General features: G+C 56.0%; 15 protein-coding genes. 10 read left to right on the forward strand and 5 right to left on the reverse strand.

Going from position 1 to position 19063, the window contains the following annotated elements:
- Window positions 1-55 precede the first annotated feature (55 nt).
- The 3 genes from RQI55_RS16170 to RQI55_RS16180 are packed head-to-tail and all read right to left on the reverse strand — an operon-like array spanning window position 56 to window position 5279.
- Complete coding sequence (locus tag RQI55_RS16170) at window positions 56-3130, reverse strand: efflux RND transporter permease subunit (protein WP_243258292.1); 3075 nt, start codon at window positions 3128-3130, stop codon at window positions 56-58.
- Window positions 3127-4209 (reverse strand): efflux RND transporter periplasmic adaptor subunit, encoded by a 1083-nt coding sequence (locus RQI55_RS16175; protein WP_243258291.1) that lies wholly within the window; start codon window positions 4207-4209, stop codon window positions 3127-3129. Before RQI55_RS16175 ends, RQI55_RS16170 begins: the two co-directional genes overlap by 4 nt.
- Window positions 4206-5279 carry an efflux RND transporter periplasmic adaptor subunit gene (locus RQI55_RS16180; protein WP_042617099.1) on the reverse strand — a complete coding sequence of 358 codons (1074 nt, stop codon included), beginning with the start codon at window positions 5277-5279 and terminating at the stop codon, window positions 4206-4208. The genes RQI55_RS16175 and RQI55_RS16180 overlap by 4 nt, the downstream gene beginning before the upstream one ends.
- A gap of 77 nt (window positions 5280-5356) precedes the next feature.
- Here RQI55_RS16180 and RQI55_RS16185 point away from each other — a divergent pair, with 77 nt between their 5' ends.
- The 8 genes from RQI55_RS16185 (at window position 5357) to RQI55_RS16220 (ending at window position 13776) form a co-directional block, all read left to right on the forward strand.
- A complete protein-coding gene (locus tag RQI55_RS16185; protein WP_311273181.1) occupies window positions 5357-6013 on the forward strand; it encodes a TetR/AcrR family transcriptional regulator in 657 nt (218 codons plus the stop codon).
- A 231-nt stretch (window positions 6014-6244) separates the two neighbouring features.
- The gene (locus RQI55_RS16190; protein WP_243258290.1) at window positions 6245-6946 is read left to right on the forward strand and encodes a FadR/GntR family transcriptional regulator; all 702 of its coding nucleotides are present in this window, start codon (window positions 6245-6247) and stop codon (window positions 6944-6946) included.
- Window positions 6947-7018: 72 nt separating this feature from the next.
- The gene (locus RQI55_RS16195; protein WP_192065745.1) at window positions 7019-7993 is read left to right on the forward strand and encodes a sialic acid TRAP transporter substrate-binding protein SiaP; all 975 of its coding nucleotides are present in this window, start codon (window positions 7019-7021) and stop codon (window positions 7991-7993) included.
- 61 nt (window positions 7994-8054) lie between these two features.
- Window positions 8055-8630, forward strand: a complete 576-nt coding sequence (locus RQI55_RS16200) for a TRAP transporter small permease (protein ID WP_243258289.1) — start codon at window positions 8055-8057, stop codon at window positions 8628-8630.
- A gap of 1 nt (window position 8631) precedes the next feature.
- Window positions 8632-10038 (forward strand): TRAP transporter large permease, encoded by a 1407-nt coding sequence (locus tag RQI55_RS16205; RefSeq protein WP_042617094.1) that lies wholly within the window; start codon window positions 8632-8634, stop codon window positions 10036-10038.
- 62 nt (window positions 10039-10100) lie between these two features.
- Window positions 10101-11150: an L-idonate 5-dehydrogenase gene (locus RQI55_RS16210; RefSeq protein WP_243258288.1), complete on the forward strand. Its 1050-nt coding sequence runs from the start codon at window positions 10101-10103 to the stop codon at window positions 11148-11150.
- Between the two features lie 18 nt (window positions 11151-11168).
- Complete coding sequence (gene uxuA, locus RQI55_RS16215) at window positions 11169-12365, forward strand: mannonate dehydratase (RefSeq protein ID WP_042617092.1); 1197 nt, start codon at window positions 11169-11171, stop codon at window positions 12363-12365.
- Window position 12366: 1 nt separating this feature from the next.
- Window positions 12367-13776, forward strand: a complete 1410-nt coding sequence (locus RQI55_RS16220) for a mannitol dehydrogenase family protein (protein WP_311273180.1) — start codon at window positions 12367-12369, stop codon at window positions 13774-13776.
- A gap of 78 nt (window positions 13777-13854) precedes the next feature.
- Here the strand turns inward: RQI55_RS16220 and RQI55_RS16225 are convergent, their stop codons facing one another.
- Window positions 13855-15741 (reverse strand): MFS transporter, encoded by a 1887-nt coding sequence (locus RQI55_RS16225; protein ID WP_243258285.1) that lies wholly within the window; start codon window positions 15739-15741, stop codon window positions 13855-13857.
- 502 nt (window positions 15742-16243) lie between these two features.
- Between RQI55_RS16225 and RQI55_RS16230 the strand changes: the two genes are divergently transcribed.
- Together RQI55_RS16230 and RQI55_RS16235 are read left to right on the forward strand one after the other, a co-directional pair.
- A complete protein-coding gene (locus RQI55_RS16230) occupies window positions 16244-17275 on the forward strand; it encodes an aspartate-semialdehyde dehydrogenase (protein WP_042617089.1) in 1032 nt (343 codons plus the stop codon).
- A gap of 194 nt (window positions 17276-17469) precedes the next feature.
- Window positions 17470-18285: a lytic transglycosylase domain-containing protein gene (locus tag RQI55_RS16235; RefSeq protein ID WP_042617088.1), complete on the forward strand. Its 816-nt coding sequence runs from the start codon at window positions 17470-17472 to the stop codon at window positions 18283-18285.
- 129 nt (window positions 18286-18414) lie between these two features.
- Here the strand turns inward: RQI55_RS16235 and RQI55_RS16240 are convergent, their stop codons facing one another.
- Window positions 18415-19050: a carbonic anhydrase gene (locus RQI55_RS16240; RefSeq protein WP_243258284.1), complete on the reverse strand. Its 636-nt coding sequence runs from the start codon at window positions 19048-19050 to the stop codon at window positions 18415-18417.
- Window positions 19051-19063: the final 13 nt, after the last annotated feature.

A 19063-nucleotide genomic window follows, 5' to 3' on the forward strand; every position in this document is an offset into this window, starting at 1 on the left:
ATATTGCCTTGCTGATGAGATGGAAAAAGAGGGCGCTTGCGCGCCCTCCTGCAGATCAAGCCGTTGCCGGTTCGTGCGGTTTCTGGTTCTCGTCTTCACGCGGAATTCGGAACCAGGCGACGTAGAGTGCCGGCAGGAACAGAAGGGTCAAGACCGTTCCGACGACAATACCGCCCATCATGGCATAGGCCATTGGTCCCCAGAAAATCTCGCGCGAGATCGGTATCAGCGCAAGCGTTGCGGCGGCTGCGGTCAACATGATCGGCCGCATACGGTGCTCGGTAGCCTCGATAACGGCCCGCCAGGGGCTGACACCTTCTTCTCGTAGTTGCTCGATTTGTACCACAAGGATCACCGAGTTTCTGATCAGAATTCCGATGAGTGCGAGAATCCCGAGGATCGCCACAAAGCCCATCGGAGCATTGCTGAGCACGAGGGCTGCGACAACCCCGATGAGGGCCAGCGGAGCGACGGCGAAGACCAGGAACAGTCGGCTGAAGCTCTGAAGCTGGAACATCAGAATCGTCGCCATGACCAATAGCATCATCGGAGCCACGGCCGCGATGGGTCCCTGCGAGTCTGCACTCGATTCGACGGATCCACCGATTTCGATCTTGTAGTCTGTTGGGAGTGAAGCGGTGAATTTTTCGACTTCAGGCTTCAACTGCTCGACAATCGTCGCTGGCTGGGTTGGGCCGACAACGGCTGCCTTGATGATGATCGTCGGCATGCGGTCACGACGACCGATCATGGGCTGTTCCAGTTCGTAGCGGAACTTGGCAACAGCTGAAAGCGGCACGGCTTTTCCGTTTGATCCCGAAAGCTGAAGATTTCTGAGCGTATCGATTGAACCGCGTTCAATATCTTCAGCTCTGCCCACGACGTCGACCAGATAGATATCGTCTCTGACCTGGGTCACGGCTGTGCCCTTGACCACGTCGTTCAGCAAGGTTGCAATATCCTGAGACGAGACGCCAAGCTGCCGGGCTTTATCCTGAAGGACATCTACCTTCACGACGCGAGACGGTTCGTTCCAGTCATACGCCATGTTGGACAGAAGTGGATTGGCGCCGATGATGGTCCCAAACTGTTGCGCCAATTGACGCACCTTCTGGATGTCAGGTCCGCTGATGCGATACTGAACGGGTTTTCCGACTGGCGGACCGATGTCGAGAAGTTTCACAAACGCATCTGTGCCAGGGAAGGTCGTTGACAGATAGGCCTGAATGTCGGTCCGGAGCCGGTTTCTGGCTTCAATATCCTTCGCTACGATAACGACTTGGCCGAACCATGGAGCAGGGCTCTGCACATCGTAGGACAGGATGAACCGGGGTGCACCTTCGCCGACATAGGTTGACCAATGGTCAATGTCGCCATTGCCCACGAGTTTTTCGGTCTCGAACTGCGTCAGCTGCCTGTTGGTCTCGGCAATCGTGCTGTTTTGAGGCAGACTCCAGTCAATCACCAGCTCGGTACGGTCGGATGCCGGGAAGAACTGCTGCTGGACGAGGCCCAATCCACCAATCGACAAGCCGAAAATGACGATTGTCGTGATGATGGTGACCCACCGCCAGCGCATGGCGAGCCGGAGCGACCATGCAAAGGCACGCGTGAAGCGTCCCTGGTTATCGTGGTGGGATTTCATAGTCTTCGGCAGGATGACGACGCCGAGCAGCGGCGTGAACACGACCGCGACAATCCACGATACCACAAGCGACACGGCAATCACGACGAAGAGCGTGAATGTAAATTCACCAGCGGCGCTGTTGTTAAGGCCGATCGGGATAAAACCGGCAACCGTCACAAGAGTACCCGTCAGCATTGGAAATGCAGTCGATGTGTAAACGTATGTGGCGGCCTTTCTCAAGTTATCGCCAGCTTCCAGACGTGACACCATCATTTCGACGGCAATCATCGCGTCGTCCACCAGCAGGCCCAGAGCAATAATGAGTGCACCGAGCGAGATTCGCTGAAGCGAGATACCCGAATACTCCATGAACACAAAGGTGATGGCCAGAACGAGTGGAATAGATACGGCAACGACGAGGCCAGCACGCACGCCCAAGCTGATGAAGCTGATGGCGAGAACGATGGCGATGGCTTCAAAGAGCGCGGTCGTAAAGCCGGAAACAGCTTCCTCAACCACGGCGGGCTGGTCGGATACACGCTCAACGGTCACGCCAATGGGAAGGTCCGCCACCACACGCTTCAGTTCTTCGTCAAGATCCTTGCCGAATGTCAGAAGGTTTGCGCCGGGCTTCATGCCGATGGCAAGACCAATGGCTGGCTTGCCCTTGAAGCGGAAAAGGGCAGATGGCGGGTCCACGTAGCCGCGCTTGATTGTTGCAATGTCGGTCAAGGGGAAATAGCGATCATTGACCCGGAGATTGATGGTCTTCAGGCTCTCTTCTGAAAGGAAAGCTCCGCCAACTCGCAAAGCGATGCTTTCCGGTCCTGCATCGACAAAGCCGGACTGCGTTACCGCATTCTGTGCCTGCAAGGTGCTAATGATTGCCTGTCGGTCTATTCCGAGTGCGGCAATCTTGCGGGTAGAGAACTCAAGATAAATGACTTCATCCTGCTCGCCAACGACATCGATCTTGCCAGAATTCGGAACGGTCAGCAGCCTTTCGCGGGCGCCTTCCACAAGGTCACGCAATTGCCGCTGGGACAGGCCATCCGAAGTGAATGCGAAAATATTGCCGTAGACGTCACCAAAGGTGTCGTTGAAGAATGGGCCAATCACACCGCTTGGAAGGTCACCCTTGATGTCGTTCACCATGTTGCGAACTTTGACCCAGTTTCCGGTCACGTCTTTCGCCTGGGTTGTCGCCAGCAGCTCAAGGTAAATGGTCGTCTGACCGGCCTTGGTCTCGCTTCGCGTATAGTCGAGAGCATCAAGCTCCTGAAGCTTCTTCTCGATCCTGTCGGTAACCTGCTTTGCGACCTCTTCGGCAGAAGCTCCCGGCCACTGCGCGTTGATGATCATCGTCTTGATCGTGAACGCAGGGTCTTCTTCGCGTCCCAGATTGATGTAGGAAAAAGTCCCGGCAATCATGAAAATGATCATGAAGTACCAAACGAGCGAACGGTGATCGAGCGCCCAGTCAGAAAGATTGAACGATTTCACTGGGCATTCTCCTGCTCGATACGTACGGCCTGGCCGTCCTTCAGTTGGTTGACGCCGGCAACCACCACACGGTCGCCTGGGTTGATGCCCGAGGATATGATAACGGGGCCGCCTTGAACGGATGCTGGATCGACAGTGATGTCACGGGATGAGACTTTTGCCGCGTTTTCATCAACGATCCAGACGCTGGTTTTGGAGCCGTCGACCTTGATTGCCGATGGCGGCACGCGAATGATGGACTGAGCGTCGGCAGTCGCGGTTGCTGTTATGACCGCACCAAGACGGAGCGCGTCAGGCGGGTTGATCAATGTCAGCTTCGTCCGGAAGGTCCGTGTTGCGTCGTCAGCTTCTGGCGCGATTTCACGAACCACGCCTTTCGCGTGATAGCTGGCGTCAAGCTGCAGAGCCACATCGAAGGCGGCGCCTGACTTGAGCAATGCTCCGGCGGTCTCGGGAACATCTATGACGGCGTCTCGCTCTTTCGGCTGCGCGACGGTCACAACGCTTTGTCCGGCAGATACGACCTGTCCAACCTCGGCAGACGTTTTGGTAACAACGCCGTCAAACTCAGCAAGCAGACGGGAATATCCCAATTGCTCGTTGGCCTTGTCCAGATTTGCCTGAGCCTTGTTCACGTTCGCCACCGCGGTTTCGCGTTCCTGCTGTGCGCTTTCGAAGGTTGCCTTCGCAGCAGACTGGCGCTCGAACAGGGTTTGCTGGCGCTGCTCATTCGTCACGGCATTGGCAAGCTGAGCCTGCGCATTGGACAGATCTGACTGCGAACTCCTGACAGCAAGCTCCAGAGAAAGCGGATCAATTGCTGCGAGGACATCGCCCTTCTTGACGATATCGCCGACCTGCACGTTACGCGCAACGATGCGTCCGAGAATGCGGAAACCGAATTGCGTTTCAATGCGTGCAGTCACGGTTCCGGGCAGCGTCAACGTCGCAGCAGGGGCTGGCTTAACGACAACGGACAGCACAGGTCTCGGCTTTTCCACCGTTTCCTCATGCTGTTCGCAGGAAGTCAGAAATGTTGCGGCAGCCAAAAGCGTTGCCGCGGTCAAGGACGTCTTCATTGAGCGGCTCCCTCGTATGTCACAGTTTCTCCAAGGGCCAAGAATTTCGTGCCGGTTACGACAACCATTTCACCTTCGGAAAGGCCTGACAGGACCGAGAAGTGGCCATTCGCATATTTTCCAACTTTGATTTCGCGCACGGATACCGCAGCAGTTTTGGGATCGATGACCCAAACTGCAGTCTTGCCTCCCAGCGATGTCATCGCAGATGATGGAAGCTCGATGGTATCGACTGGTTTGTAATGCGCAATGGCAACAACCGGGCTGCCGAGCCTGACATCAGCCTTTGAATCCAAGGTCAGTTTGACGCGTATCGTGCCTGTGGTGGTATCCAGCGTGGGCGAAATTTCGCGCACCGATGCCTTCATCTCATTGCCGCCGGATAGCAGCTTGACGATGATATCGTTTTGAATTTCTCCACCCAACAGGCTCGTTTCGTCGGCCTCTATGACCGCATCGCGTGGGCCGTCATGGGCGAGTGTGAAAATGAGTTGGGCTGCCTGGGCGACCTGGCCGACCTCCGCATTGCGGGCGGTGATGATGCCGTCGGCGTCCGCTTTCAACTCGGTCTGCTCCAGAGCATCACGCGCGGTGTCTACCTGCGCCTGTGCGGACTGAACTGTGCCCTGACCAGTCAGAAATGCTTCCTGCGCCTGATCCAGCGCAGCTCGCGTTGTGACGCCGGTGCTGAAAAGACTTTGCTGGCGGTCATAGGCCTGCCGCGCTTGAGTCTGCTGAGCCTGCGCTGATTGCAGTGTGGCCAGCGCGACCTGAAGGTCCGCTTTCTGCTCTTGCGGGTCGATGCGGGCAAGAACCTGCCCATTGGTGACATGGTCACCAATGTCGACGAACCGTTCGACGATGCGTCCGCTGACACGGAAAGATAGATCGGATTGTACCCGAGCGCTGATTTCACCGGTTGTCGTGATGACATCGGCGACGGGAAGCGTTTTGACCTGAACCACTTCTACTCGTCGCGGTGGCTTCTTTTGCGCTTCTTTCTCAGGCTCGCAGGCTGAAAGCCCTGGCAGTGCTGCCGCCAGTAAGGCGATTGTTGCGTACCGTCTCATTTATTGCCTCTTGAACCATAATGAATAGGTGATACATTTGACTTACTGGGTAGTCAATGAAATTATTGTGTCTCGAATTGATCGAGCGCACATGGTTAAGGATAGTTATGGCAAGTCTGACACGCGCCGAACAGAAGGCACTTCGGCCCACGCAAATCTTGGAAGCGGCATTTCAAGAGTTTGTAGATCACGGCTTTACCGCCGCTCGCGTGGAAGACATCGCTGAGCGTGTGGGTGTCACCAAGGGTACAGTGTATGTATATTTCCCAACAAAGGATGAACTTTTCTCGGCGATGATCCAATATATTGCCGTTCCGATGAAAAATGTCATTGGCGATATTGGAGAGCTAAAGGGAAATGCAGCAACGCGGCTTGAGACGCTTCTACGGGAGCTTTATCATCGGTTGCTCAGGGAGAGACGACTGCGACAGTTGCTGCGGTTTGTTGTAGCCGAAGGTGCGCGCTTTCCCGAGGTTATAGACACCCACCGCGACGAACTCATCGAGCCCATTCACGCCCGTATACAAGCCATCCTCAACGAGGGGGTTGAAGCGGGAGAATTTGTGGGCGGGCCAAGGGCAAACGCTTGCCTTATTTTCGCGCCCATCGTTGCGATTGGCATCGAAACGCTCATCTATGAGGACCGCCGAGAACTTGATCTTGAGTCCTACATCGATGCCCATATTGATCTGGTGATTGGGTCGCTTTTGGTTGATCGTCGCTCCCGCTCATAGTCCACGCTGTGTGGTTGGATTGTTTGTAACGTCGAGACGCGCTGTCAGCTCGGGCAGGTGGTCGCGTCTCATCGAGTCGTTTGCATGCTCCGCGCACTATCCTCCTGAACTTCGCTGCCAAAGAAACACTGCCGGATTGATTGCAGTGAAGGCTTGACTTTGCGTTGCGGTCATAGTTACTAAGTTGTAACTGGTAAGACCAATTGACCAGATGGGATCTGGGAGGATTTCATGTTTGTGGCCCTGGAACCACGCCGTCTGCACAGGCAGGTGGCGGACCAAATCCGTTCGCTGATCGAAACGGGCGAGTTGAGCTTGGGCGCGAAGCTTCCAGCTGAGCGGGATCTTGCCGAGCGGTTCGCAGTGTCCAGACCGACGGTTCGGGAAGCGTTGATTGTTCTGGAAGTTGAAGGGTATATCCACATCCGGATGGGTTCCGGCGTTTACGTCAGTCAGCGCACGAACCACGCTCCCAAGGCCTTGCCGGTTGACGACAATGACAGCCCGTTTGAAATTCTTCAGGCGCGCAGCATTATCGAAAGTGCAATTGCGGAGGAAGCAGCGCGGGTTGCAACGGCTGAAGGTATTCAGCGGCTGGACGATTGTCTCAGGCAGATGGAGAATGCCATTGGCGATCCCGTCAACATGCTGGTTCAGGACCGCGCATTTCACACGGCCATCACGGATATCATCGGTAACGCTACGCTGCATCGGTTTACCGGCCAGATCTTTGACCGGCGCATGACACCGTATTTCGAGAGGCTGGCCAGCCATTTCGAAGGGCCGCAGACATGGCGTCTGGCGCTTGATGAACATCGGGTCATTCGAAACGCCATCGCTCAAAACGACGCGGCAGGTGCGCGCGATGCCATGCGCCGGCATCTGATGCTGTCGCAGAAAAGATTTTCCGAAAGCTTCGGGGAGGAGCCGTAGGCGAAGCATGGTCCTTCCGAGAGAGAGGAGCATGAAAACAGAGAATCTGACATCAATCCGGGAGGGAAAACAATGTCATTCAAAATCATCAGCTTGCTGGGTGCAACGGCAATCGTCGCTGTATCCGCATTTGCAGCCCAGGCGCAGACCGCGCTCAAATGGGCCCATGTTTACGAAACAAGTGAGCCTTTCCACACCGAATCCGTCTGGGCTTCGAAGGAAATCGAAAAGCGTACGGAAGGCCGTTACAAGATCGACGTGTTTCCTGCATCGCAGCTCGGCAAGGAGGTTGATATCAACCAGGGCCTGAAACTGGGAACGGTCGATATGATCATTTCGGGTTCCAGTTTTGCCGCCCGTGACTACAAGCCTATCGGCGTCACTTACTTCCCTTACATCTTCCGCAGTCCTGAACATCTGATCGCTTACACGAAGAGCGACGTGTTCAAGCGCCTTGCAAAGGGTTACGAGGACAAGACGGGCAACGTCATTGCCGCCGTCAGCTATTACGGCACTCGCCACACCACAGCCAACAAGCCGATTGCGACATGTGCTGATCTGGCCGGCGTGAAAATGCGCGTTCCTGACGTTCCAGCCTATCTTGCCATGCCCCGCGCATGCGGCGCCAACACCACGCCGATTGCTTTCGCCGAGGTCTATCTGGCGCTTCAGAACGGAACTGTCGATGCGCAGGAAAATCCGCTGACGACCATCGAGGCGAAGAAATTCTTCGAGGTGCAGAAGAACATCGTGCTGACCGGCCACATCGTCGATCACCTCAATACGGTGATCTCCAAGAGCCGGTGGGCGAGCCTTTCCGAGCAGGACAAGAAAATTTTTGTCGATGTTATGCAGGAAGCCGCAACTCGCACCACGAAGATCATCGAGGAGCGTGAAAACAAGCTGGTCGATGATTTCAAGTCGCGTGGCTTGACAGTGACTGAGGTTGATAAGGCCGACTTTGAAAAGAATGTGATCGAGAAGGTTAAGTTCGAGGACTTTGGTTACGACAAGGCCGACTGGGAAGCCATCCGCGCCATCAAGTAAGCCCGTGCCCGGCGCGGTTTTATGAGCCGCGCCGCCTTTTCTTCTCAGTCGGGATAAATCAATGTCGCAGGAAATTCATACTCAGGTCACGCCTGAGGAACTTGCCCACACATTCGATGAGCCACCACCCAATGCCGATCTCTCGGTCTATGCTTTCGAGGACTGGCTGACTCTCGCTCTTTTCTGGATCATGACAGGCTGCGTTTTCCTGCAGTTCTTTACCCGTTATGTGCTGAACGACAGTTACGCCTGGACGGAAGAGATTGCCGTCAATTGCCTGATCGCTGTCGTCTTCATGGGCTCCGTCATGTGCGTGCGCATGTCGCGCCATATTCAGGTTGATGTTCTCTACCACTACCTGCCTGCACATGTGACGCGCGTCATGTCTCTGGCTGTGGATGTGCTGCGGATCGGATTTTTTGCCTACACATCATGGCTGATGTGGCGCTATCTGGAGATTGTGGAGGGTGAGGAAATGGTGACCGTGGCGCTGCCACGCAGCATCGTTTTCTACACGGTCTTTGCGGCATTTGTGCTGATGTTCCTGCGATCCATCCAGGTGTTCATCGCCAATATCAGGCGTGGCTATTCCGTTCTTGAGAGACCGGAAGAGTTCCAGAGCGTGGAGGAGGTTTGATATGCTGGTATTGATTGGCTCATTCCTGCTTCTGATGCTCATCGGCCTGCCGGTTGCCATCTCCATGGCATCAGCATCGCTTCTTTATATTCTGGCCTTCAATGTTGCCCCTGATATCATCGCTGCACAGCGCATGATTGCGGGCATCGAGAGCTTTCCGCTTCTGGCCGTCCCGTTTTTCATTCTGGCGGGTAATCTCATGAATACCGCCGGTGTGACCGGGCGCATCTATTCCTTCGCCGTTGCCCTGGTGGGATGGATGAAGGGTGGTCTTGCTCAGGTCAACATCATCGGCTCGGTCATCTTCTCTGGCATGTCTGGAACGGCCCTTGCAGATGCGGCTGGCATTGGCACCATCGAAATCAAGGCCATGAAGGATCATGGCTATCCTGTCGAAGCTGCCGTTGGCGTTACAGCCGCATCCGCAACGCTTGGGCCTATCTTTCCGCCATCCCTGCCTTTCGTGATTTACGGAATGATGGCCAACGTTTCGATTGGCGCGCTTTTCATGGCGGGTATCGTTCCCGGCGTTGTCATGACCTTGCTGATGATGATTACGGTGACGGTTTTCGCCTATATCAAAAACTGGGGTTCCGATACGCCATTCAGCCTGCGCACCATCTTCGGCGCGTCGCTGGAAGTTCTGGTGGTCATGATGGTGCCGGTCAGCGTCTATGTGATGACCTCGCTCGGCCTGTCGCTCAACTGGGCCATTGTCATTGCGCTTGTCGTGCTGGTTGCCTGTGACTGGTACTTCGACTTTTCGGCCGTTATGGCGCTGATGACGCCGGTCATCCTCATTGGCGGCATGACCATGGGCTGGTTCACGCCAACGGAAGCAGCCGTTGCCGCTGTGTTGTGGTCGCTGTTTCTCGGTCTTGTGCGCTATCGCACCATGACCTTCAAAACGCTGGCCAAGGCGACATTCGACACCATTGAGACGTCGGCGTCGGTCCTCTTCATCGTGGCGGCGGCATCGGTGTTTGCGTGGTTGTTGACGGTCTCTCAGGCCGCGCAAGTGCTGTCGGCGGCAATCCTGACAATCACGGACAGCAAGTGGATATTCCTCATTCTCGTCAACCTGCTGATGCTGTTTGTCGGCTGCTTCCTGGATACGATTGCCGCCATCACCATCCTCGTGCCCATCCTTCTGCCGCTGGTTCTGCAGTTTGATATCGATCCGGTGCATTTCGGCCTCATCATGACACTCAATCTGATGATCGGCCTGCTGCATCCGCCACTTGGAATGGTATTGTTCGTGCTTTCGCGGGTGGCGCGATTGTCGGTGGAACGCACGACGATGGCGATCCTTCCCTGGCTGGTGCCTCTGTTCATCGCCCTCATTCTCATCACCTTCATTCCTGCGGTCACCTTGTGGTTGCCAACGGAGATGGGATTGATCCGTTAAACCTAGAACCCGCGCGGCTCTTCGCGCGGGCTCGCCTCATCACGAAACGAAAGTAGACATTCATGTCGACACGCGTCGCGCGTCTCTATGGCAAGCAGAACCTCAAGGTCGAAACGCAGGATTTCGCACAGCCGGACGCTGGCGAGGTACTGCTTCGTATGGCTGCGGGCGGCATCTGCGGTTCTGACCTCCATTACTATCAGGATGGTGGCTTCGGGCCAGTTCAGGTGCGAGAGCCGATCATATCTGGCCATGAAGCATCAGGTTATGTTGAAGCTTTGGGCGATGGTGTAACGGGTCTTGAGGTCGGCGCGCTCGTCGCGGTCAACCCTTCACAACCCTGTGGCGCGTGCCCCCACTGCGCCATCGGCCAACCCATTCATTGCCATGACATGCGCTTCATGGGCAGCGCCATGCGTCTTCCCCATGAGCAGGGCATGTTCCGCGACTGGCTTGTCGTTCCGGCAAAGCAGTGCTTTTCGTTCGAAGGCGATACTACTCCCGCTGAGGCAGCATGCGCCGAGCCGCTTGCGGTTTGCCTTCATGCGGTGGCGCAGGCTGGTGATATCAAGGGCAAACGTGTTCTGGTGACCGGCGCTGGTCCCATCGGACTGCTGACGGTTGCGGCTGCGAAACATGCTGGTGCGGCAGAGATTGTTGTTACGGATCTTGCCGATGCGGCCCTTTCCCGAGCGCCGTCCATGGGTGCCCGCCGGACGATCAATGTCGCCAAAGACCCACATGGCCTTGCACCCTATCAGGAAGGTAAAGGCACATTCGATATCGTCTTTGATTGTTCAGCCGCCGGTCCCGCATTGCGCTCGGCATTTGCTGCGATCAAGCCGCGCGGCATTCTCGTTCAGGTCGGCGTGACAGGCGATATCACAATCCCGCTCAATAGCCTCGTCGGCAAAGAGATCGTCTGGCGAGGCTCCCAGCGTTTCGATCAGGAATTTGCCGCTGCCGTGCAACTCATTTCGTCGCGCAGGATCGATGTGCGGCCGATCATTTCCCATGCGTTTCCACTTGAAAAGGCTGTCGAAGCATTCGAGCAGGCCGGTGATCGCTCCGTTGCCTGCAAGGTGCAGATTACCTTTGGCGGTTCTCACTAAGTTCTGAAGGATAAAGATATGAAGCACACATGGCGCTGGTTCGGCCCCGTGGACAAGGTTTCGGTGCGGGATGCCGCGCAGGCGGGTGCCGAGGGCATCGTCAGCGCGCTGCATCACATCGAAACCGGCGCGGTCTGGCCTGTCGATGAAATTGACAAGCGGCACGAAGCCATAAAGGCCGGTGGCCTCTATTGGGACGTGGTTGAAAGCGTTCCCGTCTCCGAGGACATCAAGACCCAGACTGGCGACTGGAAACAGCATATCGCAAATTGGCAGGAAACACTGCGGCGCCTCTCTTCCAGCGGCATTCGCACTGTTTGCTACAATTTCATGCCGGTTCTGGATTGGACCCGCACGGATCTGCGTTGGGAAACTCGCCACGGTGCAAAGGCCATGCGGTTCGATTTGGTGGATTTCGCCGCTTTCGACATTCACATCCTGAAACGGCCCAACGCAAAATCCGATTATCCAGAATGGCTTATCGATGATGCTGCCAGACGTTTTTCCGAAATGCCGGATAGCAAGATCATCGCTTTGGGCAGGAACATCGGGGCGGGCCTGCCGGGTTCTGCTGATGGCTACACGCTTGACCAGCTTCTGGAAAAGCTGCGCTCATATAGTGGCGTGGACCGTTTGCGGCTGCAATCCAATCTGGTTGATTTCCTGTCGGAGGTTGTTCCGGTGGCGGAAGAGGTGGGTATCAATCTCTGCGCCCACGGCGACGATCCGCCCTGGCCCCTGCTCGGGCTGCCGCGCATTCTCTCTACCCAGGCCGATTATGCGCATATGCTGGATCAGGTAGACAGTCTGGCAAATGGGGTTACGCTCTGCACCGGCTCGCTGGGTGCGCACAAGGATAATGATCTGCCGATGATCGCGAAGGCCTTTGCGGACCGTATTCATTTCGTACATTTGCGCAACGTGACGCGTGATACCGATACGGTTCCATGTTCCTTCTTCGAGGATGAACATCTGGAAGGCGCAACCGATATGGTGGCCGTCATCGCTGCGTTGCTGGAAGAAGAAAAGCGCCGTCGTGACGTGGGGCGCGAGGACCATCGCATCGCCATGCGGCCAGATCACGGGCAGGAAATTCTTGACGATATCGCCCGCGGCGCCCAGCCCGGCTACCCCGCCATCGGTCGCCTGAAGGGATTGGCCGAATTGCGCGGCATCGAGCGCACACTTCTTCATCCACAGTTCGGTCGAGTATAGCATGATGAACAGATTAACTGCCTCCACCTCGTTGCCCCAAACCGTTTCCGTCCCGGCCTTTGATCGCACGGCATTGAAGCCCGGCATTGTGCATTTCGGTTTGGGTGCTTTCCACCGTGCCCATCAAGCCGTCTTCACGCAAAAAGCACTGGAGCACAGCATCGGCCCCTGGGGCATCGTCGCCGTCAACTTGCGCTCGAATGAGCCTGTTCAGGCGCTGGCAGGACAGGATGGCCTTTACTCCGTAATCGTTCGAAGTGCCGAAGGTGATCGCGCTGACATCATGGGTGCAACAGTGGACTGGCTTTGTGCAGCCGAACAGAGAGAGGCTGTTCTTGGCCATCTGGCCAATCCGGATATCCGCATCGTCACCCTGACCGTTAGCGAAAAGGCTTACGGCCTAGACCCCTTGACAGGCGGGTTAGACCTGAAGCACCCATCAATCGCCTCAGACCTCGCCAATCCGCATGCTCCTGTGGGTGCAATAGGCTACCTTGTTGAAGGTCTTGCCAGACGGCAAGCGGCAGGACTTCTTCCATTCACAGTGCTGTGCTGCGATAACCTTCCATCCAACGGTCATGTCGTGCGCCGTCTTGTTCTGGAGCTGGCGAAGCGGCGTGACCCTGAACTGGCACGCTGGATTGACGACAACGGCAAATTCCCATGCAGCATGGTGGACCGCATCGTGCCTGCGGCGACGGATGAAACGCGGCAACGTGCGGCGCGGCTGCTGGGTGTCGAGGACAGACTCGCCATTGAAACGGAACCCTTTCTGCAATGGGTGATTGAGGATGATTTTGTCTCCGGTCGTCCTGCATGGGAGGCGGCGGGCGCTGTCTTCACGCAGGCGGTCGAGCCCTATGAAAATATGAAGCTTCGGCTTCTGAATGGTTCCCATACGCTCATCGCGCATTTGGGCATTCTCCACGATCTGGAGTTCGTGCGCGATGTCATGGCGGTGCCGGAGTATGTGGAAAAGGTGAAACGGCACATGAAGGCAGCAGCTGCCACGCTCGAACCCGTGCCGGGCATTGATCTTCCTTACTACCAAAACGAATTGCTTGAACGCTTCGCCAACCCGACGATTGCCCACCGCAACGAACAGATTGCGATGGACACAAGTCAGAAGCTGCCGCAGCGGATCATGGCTGCCGCGGTTGAGGCGTTGGCTGCGGGGCACGATGCCGCCGAGTTTGCTTATGTGGTCGCCCTGTGGATTGCGTCTGTTCACAAGCGCGGCAACCTGAATGATCCTCGTAAGGACGAAATTCTTTCTGCGGCAAACTACGTCGATCGTGCCGATCCATCGGCTGCATTTTTCGCAGTCGAAGGCCTGTTTCTCGCCGATCTGGTGCAGAACCGTGCGTGGCGCGATCTGGTCAATCAGGAACTGGCCGCTCTGTCATTCTGACCTATTATCCAAAAGCCTTCAAACAGAAAACCCGGCGATGATCTCGCCGGGTTCTTGTTTTGCGGTGATGGCTGGGCCTTAGTCCATCTTGTGGATGTCGCGATCCTTGGTTTCCGGCAGGAACAGCAGGCCGACGACCAGTGTGATACCTGCGAAAATGATTGGGTACCAAAGGCCGTAGTAGATATCACCCTTGGCAGCACTCATGGCGAATGCGGTTGCGGGCAGAAGTCCACCGAACCAGCCGTTACCAATGTGGTAGGGCAGGGACATGCCGGAATAGCGGATGCGGGTTGGGAACATTTCCACCAGCAGAGCGGCAATCGGGCCGTAGACCATGGTCACATAGATGACGAGGACGGTCAGAACTGCAATGATGGCAATCCAGTTCACGGCGGCTGGGTCGGCGACCATGGCAAATGCGCCACCGCCAGCAACTGTATAGACGGCCATCTCAGTCGCACCGTTCAGCTCGGGCGCGGTCATCAGCTTGTCAGCCACCAGCTTTTCGGCAGGCACTGTTTTGGCAGGCGTTGCGCGCACGGTGTCGGCATTTAGTGCCAGTTCCGGGTTTGCTGCCACGAAGGCATCAAGCTTGGCTGCGGGAACCTGTGCCGCGCCACGCACCAGTGGATAGCCACCTTCCTGAAGAGCCATGTTGATCTGCTTCTGGAATGCGCGGTCGTTTGCTGCGGCATTTGCACCGGCAGCGGCGGCATCATAGCTGGTGATGGTCTTTTCGCCAATCTTGACTGTTGCTGGCTGGCCCGCAGGTCCTTCGACAACGTCATAAGGCACGGAGTTTCTGGTCAGGAACGAGGTCGCGATATCGCAAGATGTGGTGAACTTAGCCGTGCCGGTTGGGTTGAACTGGAAGCGGCAATCGCCGGGGGCAGCGGTGACCGTCGCGCGAACCGAGGCCTGAGCCTGTGCAAGCGCAGGGTTACCTGCCCATGTCAGTGCCTTGAACAACGGGAAGTAGGTCAACATGGCCAGAACCAGACCTGCCATGATGATGGGCTTGCGGCCGATCTTGTCAGAAAGCCAGCCAAACAGGACGAAGAAGCCGGTGCCGAGAAGAAGTGCGCAGGCAACCATAATATTGGCCGACTGGCCGTCTACCTTCAAAATGCTCTGCAGGAAGAAGAGCGCGTAGAACTGGCCGGTGTACCAGACGACTGCCTGTCCAATGACGGCACCCACAAGCGCGATGATCGCGATCTTGGCATTTTTCCATTGGCCGAAGGCTTCGCTGAGTGGAGCCTTGGAGGTCTTGCCCTCTTCCTTCATTTTCTTGAAGGCAGGCGATTCGCTCATCTTTAGACGGATCCAGACGGAAACGCCAAGCAAGATGACGGACAGCAGGAACGGAATGCGCCAGCCCCAGTCAGCGAATGCTTCACGGCCGACAGCAAATTGAACGCCCAGAATAACCATGAGCGAGAGGAACAGACCGAGTGTCGCCGTGGTCTGAATCCAGGATGTGTAATAGCCGCGACGGCCATTTGGCGAGTGCTCGGCCACATAGGTGGCAGCACCACCATATTCACCACCAAGCGCCAGACCTTGCAGCATGCGCAGGATAATGAGGATGATCGGTGCCGCAATGCCGATTTGCGATGCATTGGGCAGAACGCCGACCAGAAAGGTCGAGAAGCCCATGATCAGGATGGTGACAAGAAAGGTGTATTTGCGGCCGACGAGGTCGCCAAGGCGTCCAAACACCAGCGCACCGAACGGACGAACAAGAAAGCCTGCGGCAAATGCCAGCAGCGCGAAGATGTTGCGCGTTGTTTCAGGATATTGGCTGAAGAAGTTCGCGCCAATGTAGATGGCCAGTGAGCCATAGAGATAAAAGTCGTACCACTCGAAGACCGTTCCCAAAGAAGAGGCGAAAATCACCTTCTTCTCTTCGCCCGTCATAGGGCGGGCCTTTTCGCTGCCTACGGCTGCAACATTTGCCATTTTCTGTCCTCCACAGATCGATGAGTGACACATCGCAACAGTCCGACTCCCCCGGACTGCCCTTGCGGCACGATGCACCTGAACACAGAGTGGCAGAAAATGAACGAAAGGAAGAGCGATCCTTTTGGCTTATGACTTTAGTCTAATCCAGGCCGGCCTGAAATCGAACGTAGCATGGCGCGGCAACGCGTTGGCAGACCAAATTGCCGCGTGTTTGCGCTTGACAGGAAATGCAAACACCATAATAGCTTTGCCGAGAAAAGGAGCACGATTTTGATGAGACATGTCACAGACATGACTGTCATGCATAACCCGGCAGAGTTTGCCGGTGATCGGTCGCGCCTTGCCTACTCCATCCGAATTACGGCCAAAACGACGATTAAAACCGTCTGACGTCTCTGGCCCACCGCTCTCTCCCCGGTTTGGTCGGGGAAGAAGGAAGCCGCAGGATTGCGGGTTCCCCCTCACCAAAAACGAGGAGAGGTAGAAAGAGAGCTTGATCATGGGTTTCAAAGTTGCAATCGCAGGCGCTACCGGCAATGTCGGTCGTGAAATGCTCAATATTCTCGCTGAGCGCGGGTTCCCGGCCGATGAAGTCGTCGCCCTGGCGTCGGCGCGCAGCCAGGGCACGGAAGTGTCTTATGGTGACCGCACGCTGAAGGTCTCCAATATGGAGAACTACGATTTTTCCGACACCGATATTTGCCTTATGTCTGCTGGTGGCGATGTATCGAAGAAGTGGTCTCCGAAGATCGGCGCGCAGGGCTGCGTTGTCATCGATAACTCATCCGCATGGCGCTATGATCAGGACGTTCCACTGATCGTTCCAGAGGTGAATGCTGACGCTATTGAAGGCTTCCGCAAGCGCAATATCATTGCAAACCCGAATTGCTCCACGGCCCAGCTCGTTGTTGCCCTGAAGCCTTTGCATGATGCGGCCACAATCAAGCGCGTCGTCATCTCCACCTACCAGTCGGTGTCCGGTGCCGGCAAGGAAGGCATGGACGAGCTTTTCCAGCAGACACGTGCTGTCTTCGTTGCCGATCCTGTTGAAACGAAGAAGTTCACCAAGCGCATCGCCTTCAACGTCATTCCGCACATCGATGTCTTCATGGAAGATGGATACACGAAGGAAGAGTGGAAGGTTCTGGCTGAAACGAAGAAGATGCTGGACCCGAAGATCAAGGTCACATGCACCGCCGTGCGCGTTCCGGTTTTCATCGGCCATTCTGAATCCGTGAACATCGAGTTCGAAAACGAAATCACAGCGGATCAGGCGCGTGATATTCTGCGTGAAGCACCCGGCTGCCAGGTCATCGACAAGCATGAGAATGGCGGATACATCACGCCGGTTGAATGCGCTGGCGAAGATGCGACGTTCATTTCGCGTATTCGCGAAGACGCAACTGTCGAAAACGGTCTCAACATCTGGGTCGTATCCGACAACTTGCGCAAGGGCGCGGCTCTGAATGCAATCCAGATCGCTGAGCTTCTGGTCAATCGTGGCCTCATCAAGCCCCGCACTGCGGCTTGATACTATTTTTTAACAAATGTTAACTATAACCCGCCCATTCCACTGTGGGAATGGACGGGTTTTCAGACAAACTGTTCATCACGGGCTGTTTATTTGCCGGTTTTGATGTCAGCAGGCAGGCTGAAAGCCGTACATCTCAGTCAAGTGGTGACCGAGTTAGGGCGCGAACCCAAAAACTTTGAAGGCAAATTCTGATGCGGGCACTAAAAGCTTTTTCCGTTGGCGTAGTTATGGTTTCCGCAATGGCGGCAACGTCGGCTATGGCGGCGCAGTGCGGTAATACTTCTGCGGGCTTTGATGCCTGGGTCGGCGCATTCAAGCAGGAAGCTGCGGGCAGGGGCGTCAGCCCATCGGTTCTGGATCGTGCATTCTCGAGTGTCTCCTACAATCAGGCAACGATCCGTGCAGACCGTGGTCAGCACAGTTTCAAGCTTTCGTTCGATCAGTTCATGCAAAAGCGCGGTGGTCAGGCGATCATTTCGCGTGGCAAGGCCATGAAGAAGAACAACGCAGCGCTTTTCGCCAATATCGAACGCGCCTATGGCGTTCCGGCTGGCCCGCTGCTCGCCATTTGGGGCATGGAAACCGGCTTCGGCGCTTTCCTTGGAAACCAGCACACCATGTCCGCCGTGGCGACGCTGTCCTATGACTGCCGTCGTTCCGAATATTTCACCGAACAGCTTTATGCTGCGTTGAAACTGGTCGGAAGCGGTGATCTGAGCTCCACCGCCAAGGGTGCGGCACATGGCGAAATCGGCCAGACTCAGTTCCTGCCTCTCAACGTCGTGCGTTATGGCGTCGATTTCGACCGCAATGGCCACATTGATCTGGTTGGTTCGCGCGCCGACGCTCTTGCTTCGACCGCCAACTTCCTTGTCGGTCACGGTTGGCAGCGTGGCGCTGGTTACCAGCAGGGCCAGACAAACTACACCGCCATTCAGGGATGGAACGCTGCAAGCGTCTATCAGCAGTCCATCGCCTTCATCGGCAAGGCCATCGACGGCCAATAATCCACTGAGATATCAAGGCGACCTCGTCGTTTTGAATAAGGAATGACCGCGCATGTGTGCGGTCATTCGTCGTTTTGGAGTGCCATCAAGGCTTAAAGTCCGAGTGTGCCTCGGACTTTGTTTCAGAGGTCACGGACGGCGGAAGTCGCCTGTCTTGCTGTCCATAATCCACAGTTCCCCAGTGGAAATATCAAACCACGCACCGTGCAACCTGACCTTGCCAGCGGTTTCCTGAGCCTTGACGAAAGGAAATGCGCGCAGGTTGCTGATGGAATTGCGAATGGAAACCCGCTCCATTGCAGTTTGTCTTTCACCCGAGGTCATCACGTCGTTGCTTTGGATCTGCTCGGCAGCGGATTTGACCATGTTCATCCACTTGCCAATAAAATCGCCGGGCGAGAGGGGTTCCAGGTTCGGATCGAGTGCCGCCTGTATGCCGCCGCAACGGCCATGGCCCATGACGACAATGTCTTTTACCTTGAGGACCTGCACCGCATATTCAACGGCAGCAGACGTCGAGTGGTATTGTCCGTCAGGCTCATAGGGCGGAACCATGTTGGCGACATTTCGCACCACAAACAGCTCTCCCGGGCCGCAGTCAAAAATGGTTTCCGGCGCTGAACGGGAGTCACAACAGGCAATGATCAGCGTTTGCGGCTTTTGCCCGGTGTCTGCCAATGCGCGGTAGCGTTCACGCTCATCGGTGTAGCGACCGCTCATGAAGTTCTTGTAGCCATTGAGGAGGTAGTCAGGAAAATCTTTCATGATGACGCAGTAC

The sequence above is a fragment of the Rhizobium sp. WCS2018Hpa-16 genome (assembly GCF_031843705.1).
GTDB lineage: Bacteria > Pseudomonadota > Alphaproteobacteria > Rhizobiales > Rhizobiaceae > Agrobacterium > Agrobacterium tumefaciens_C.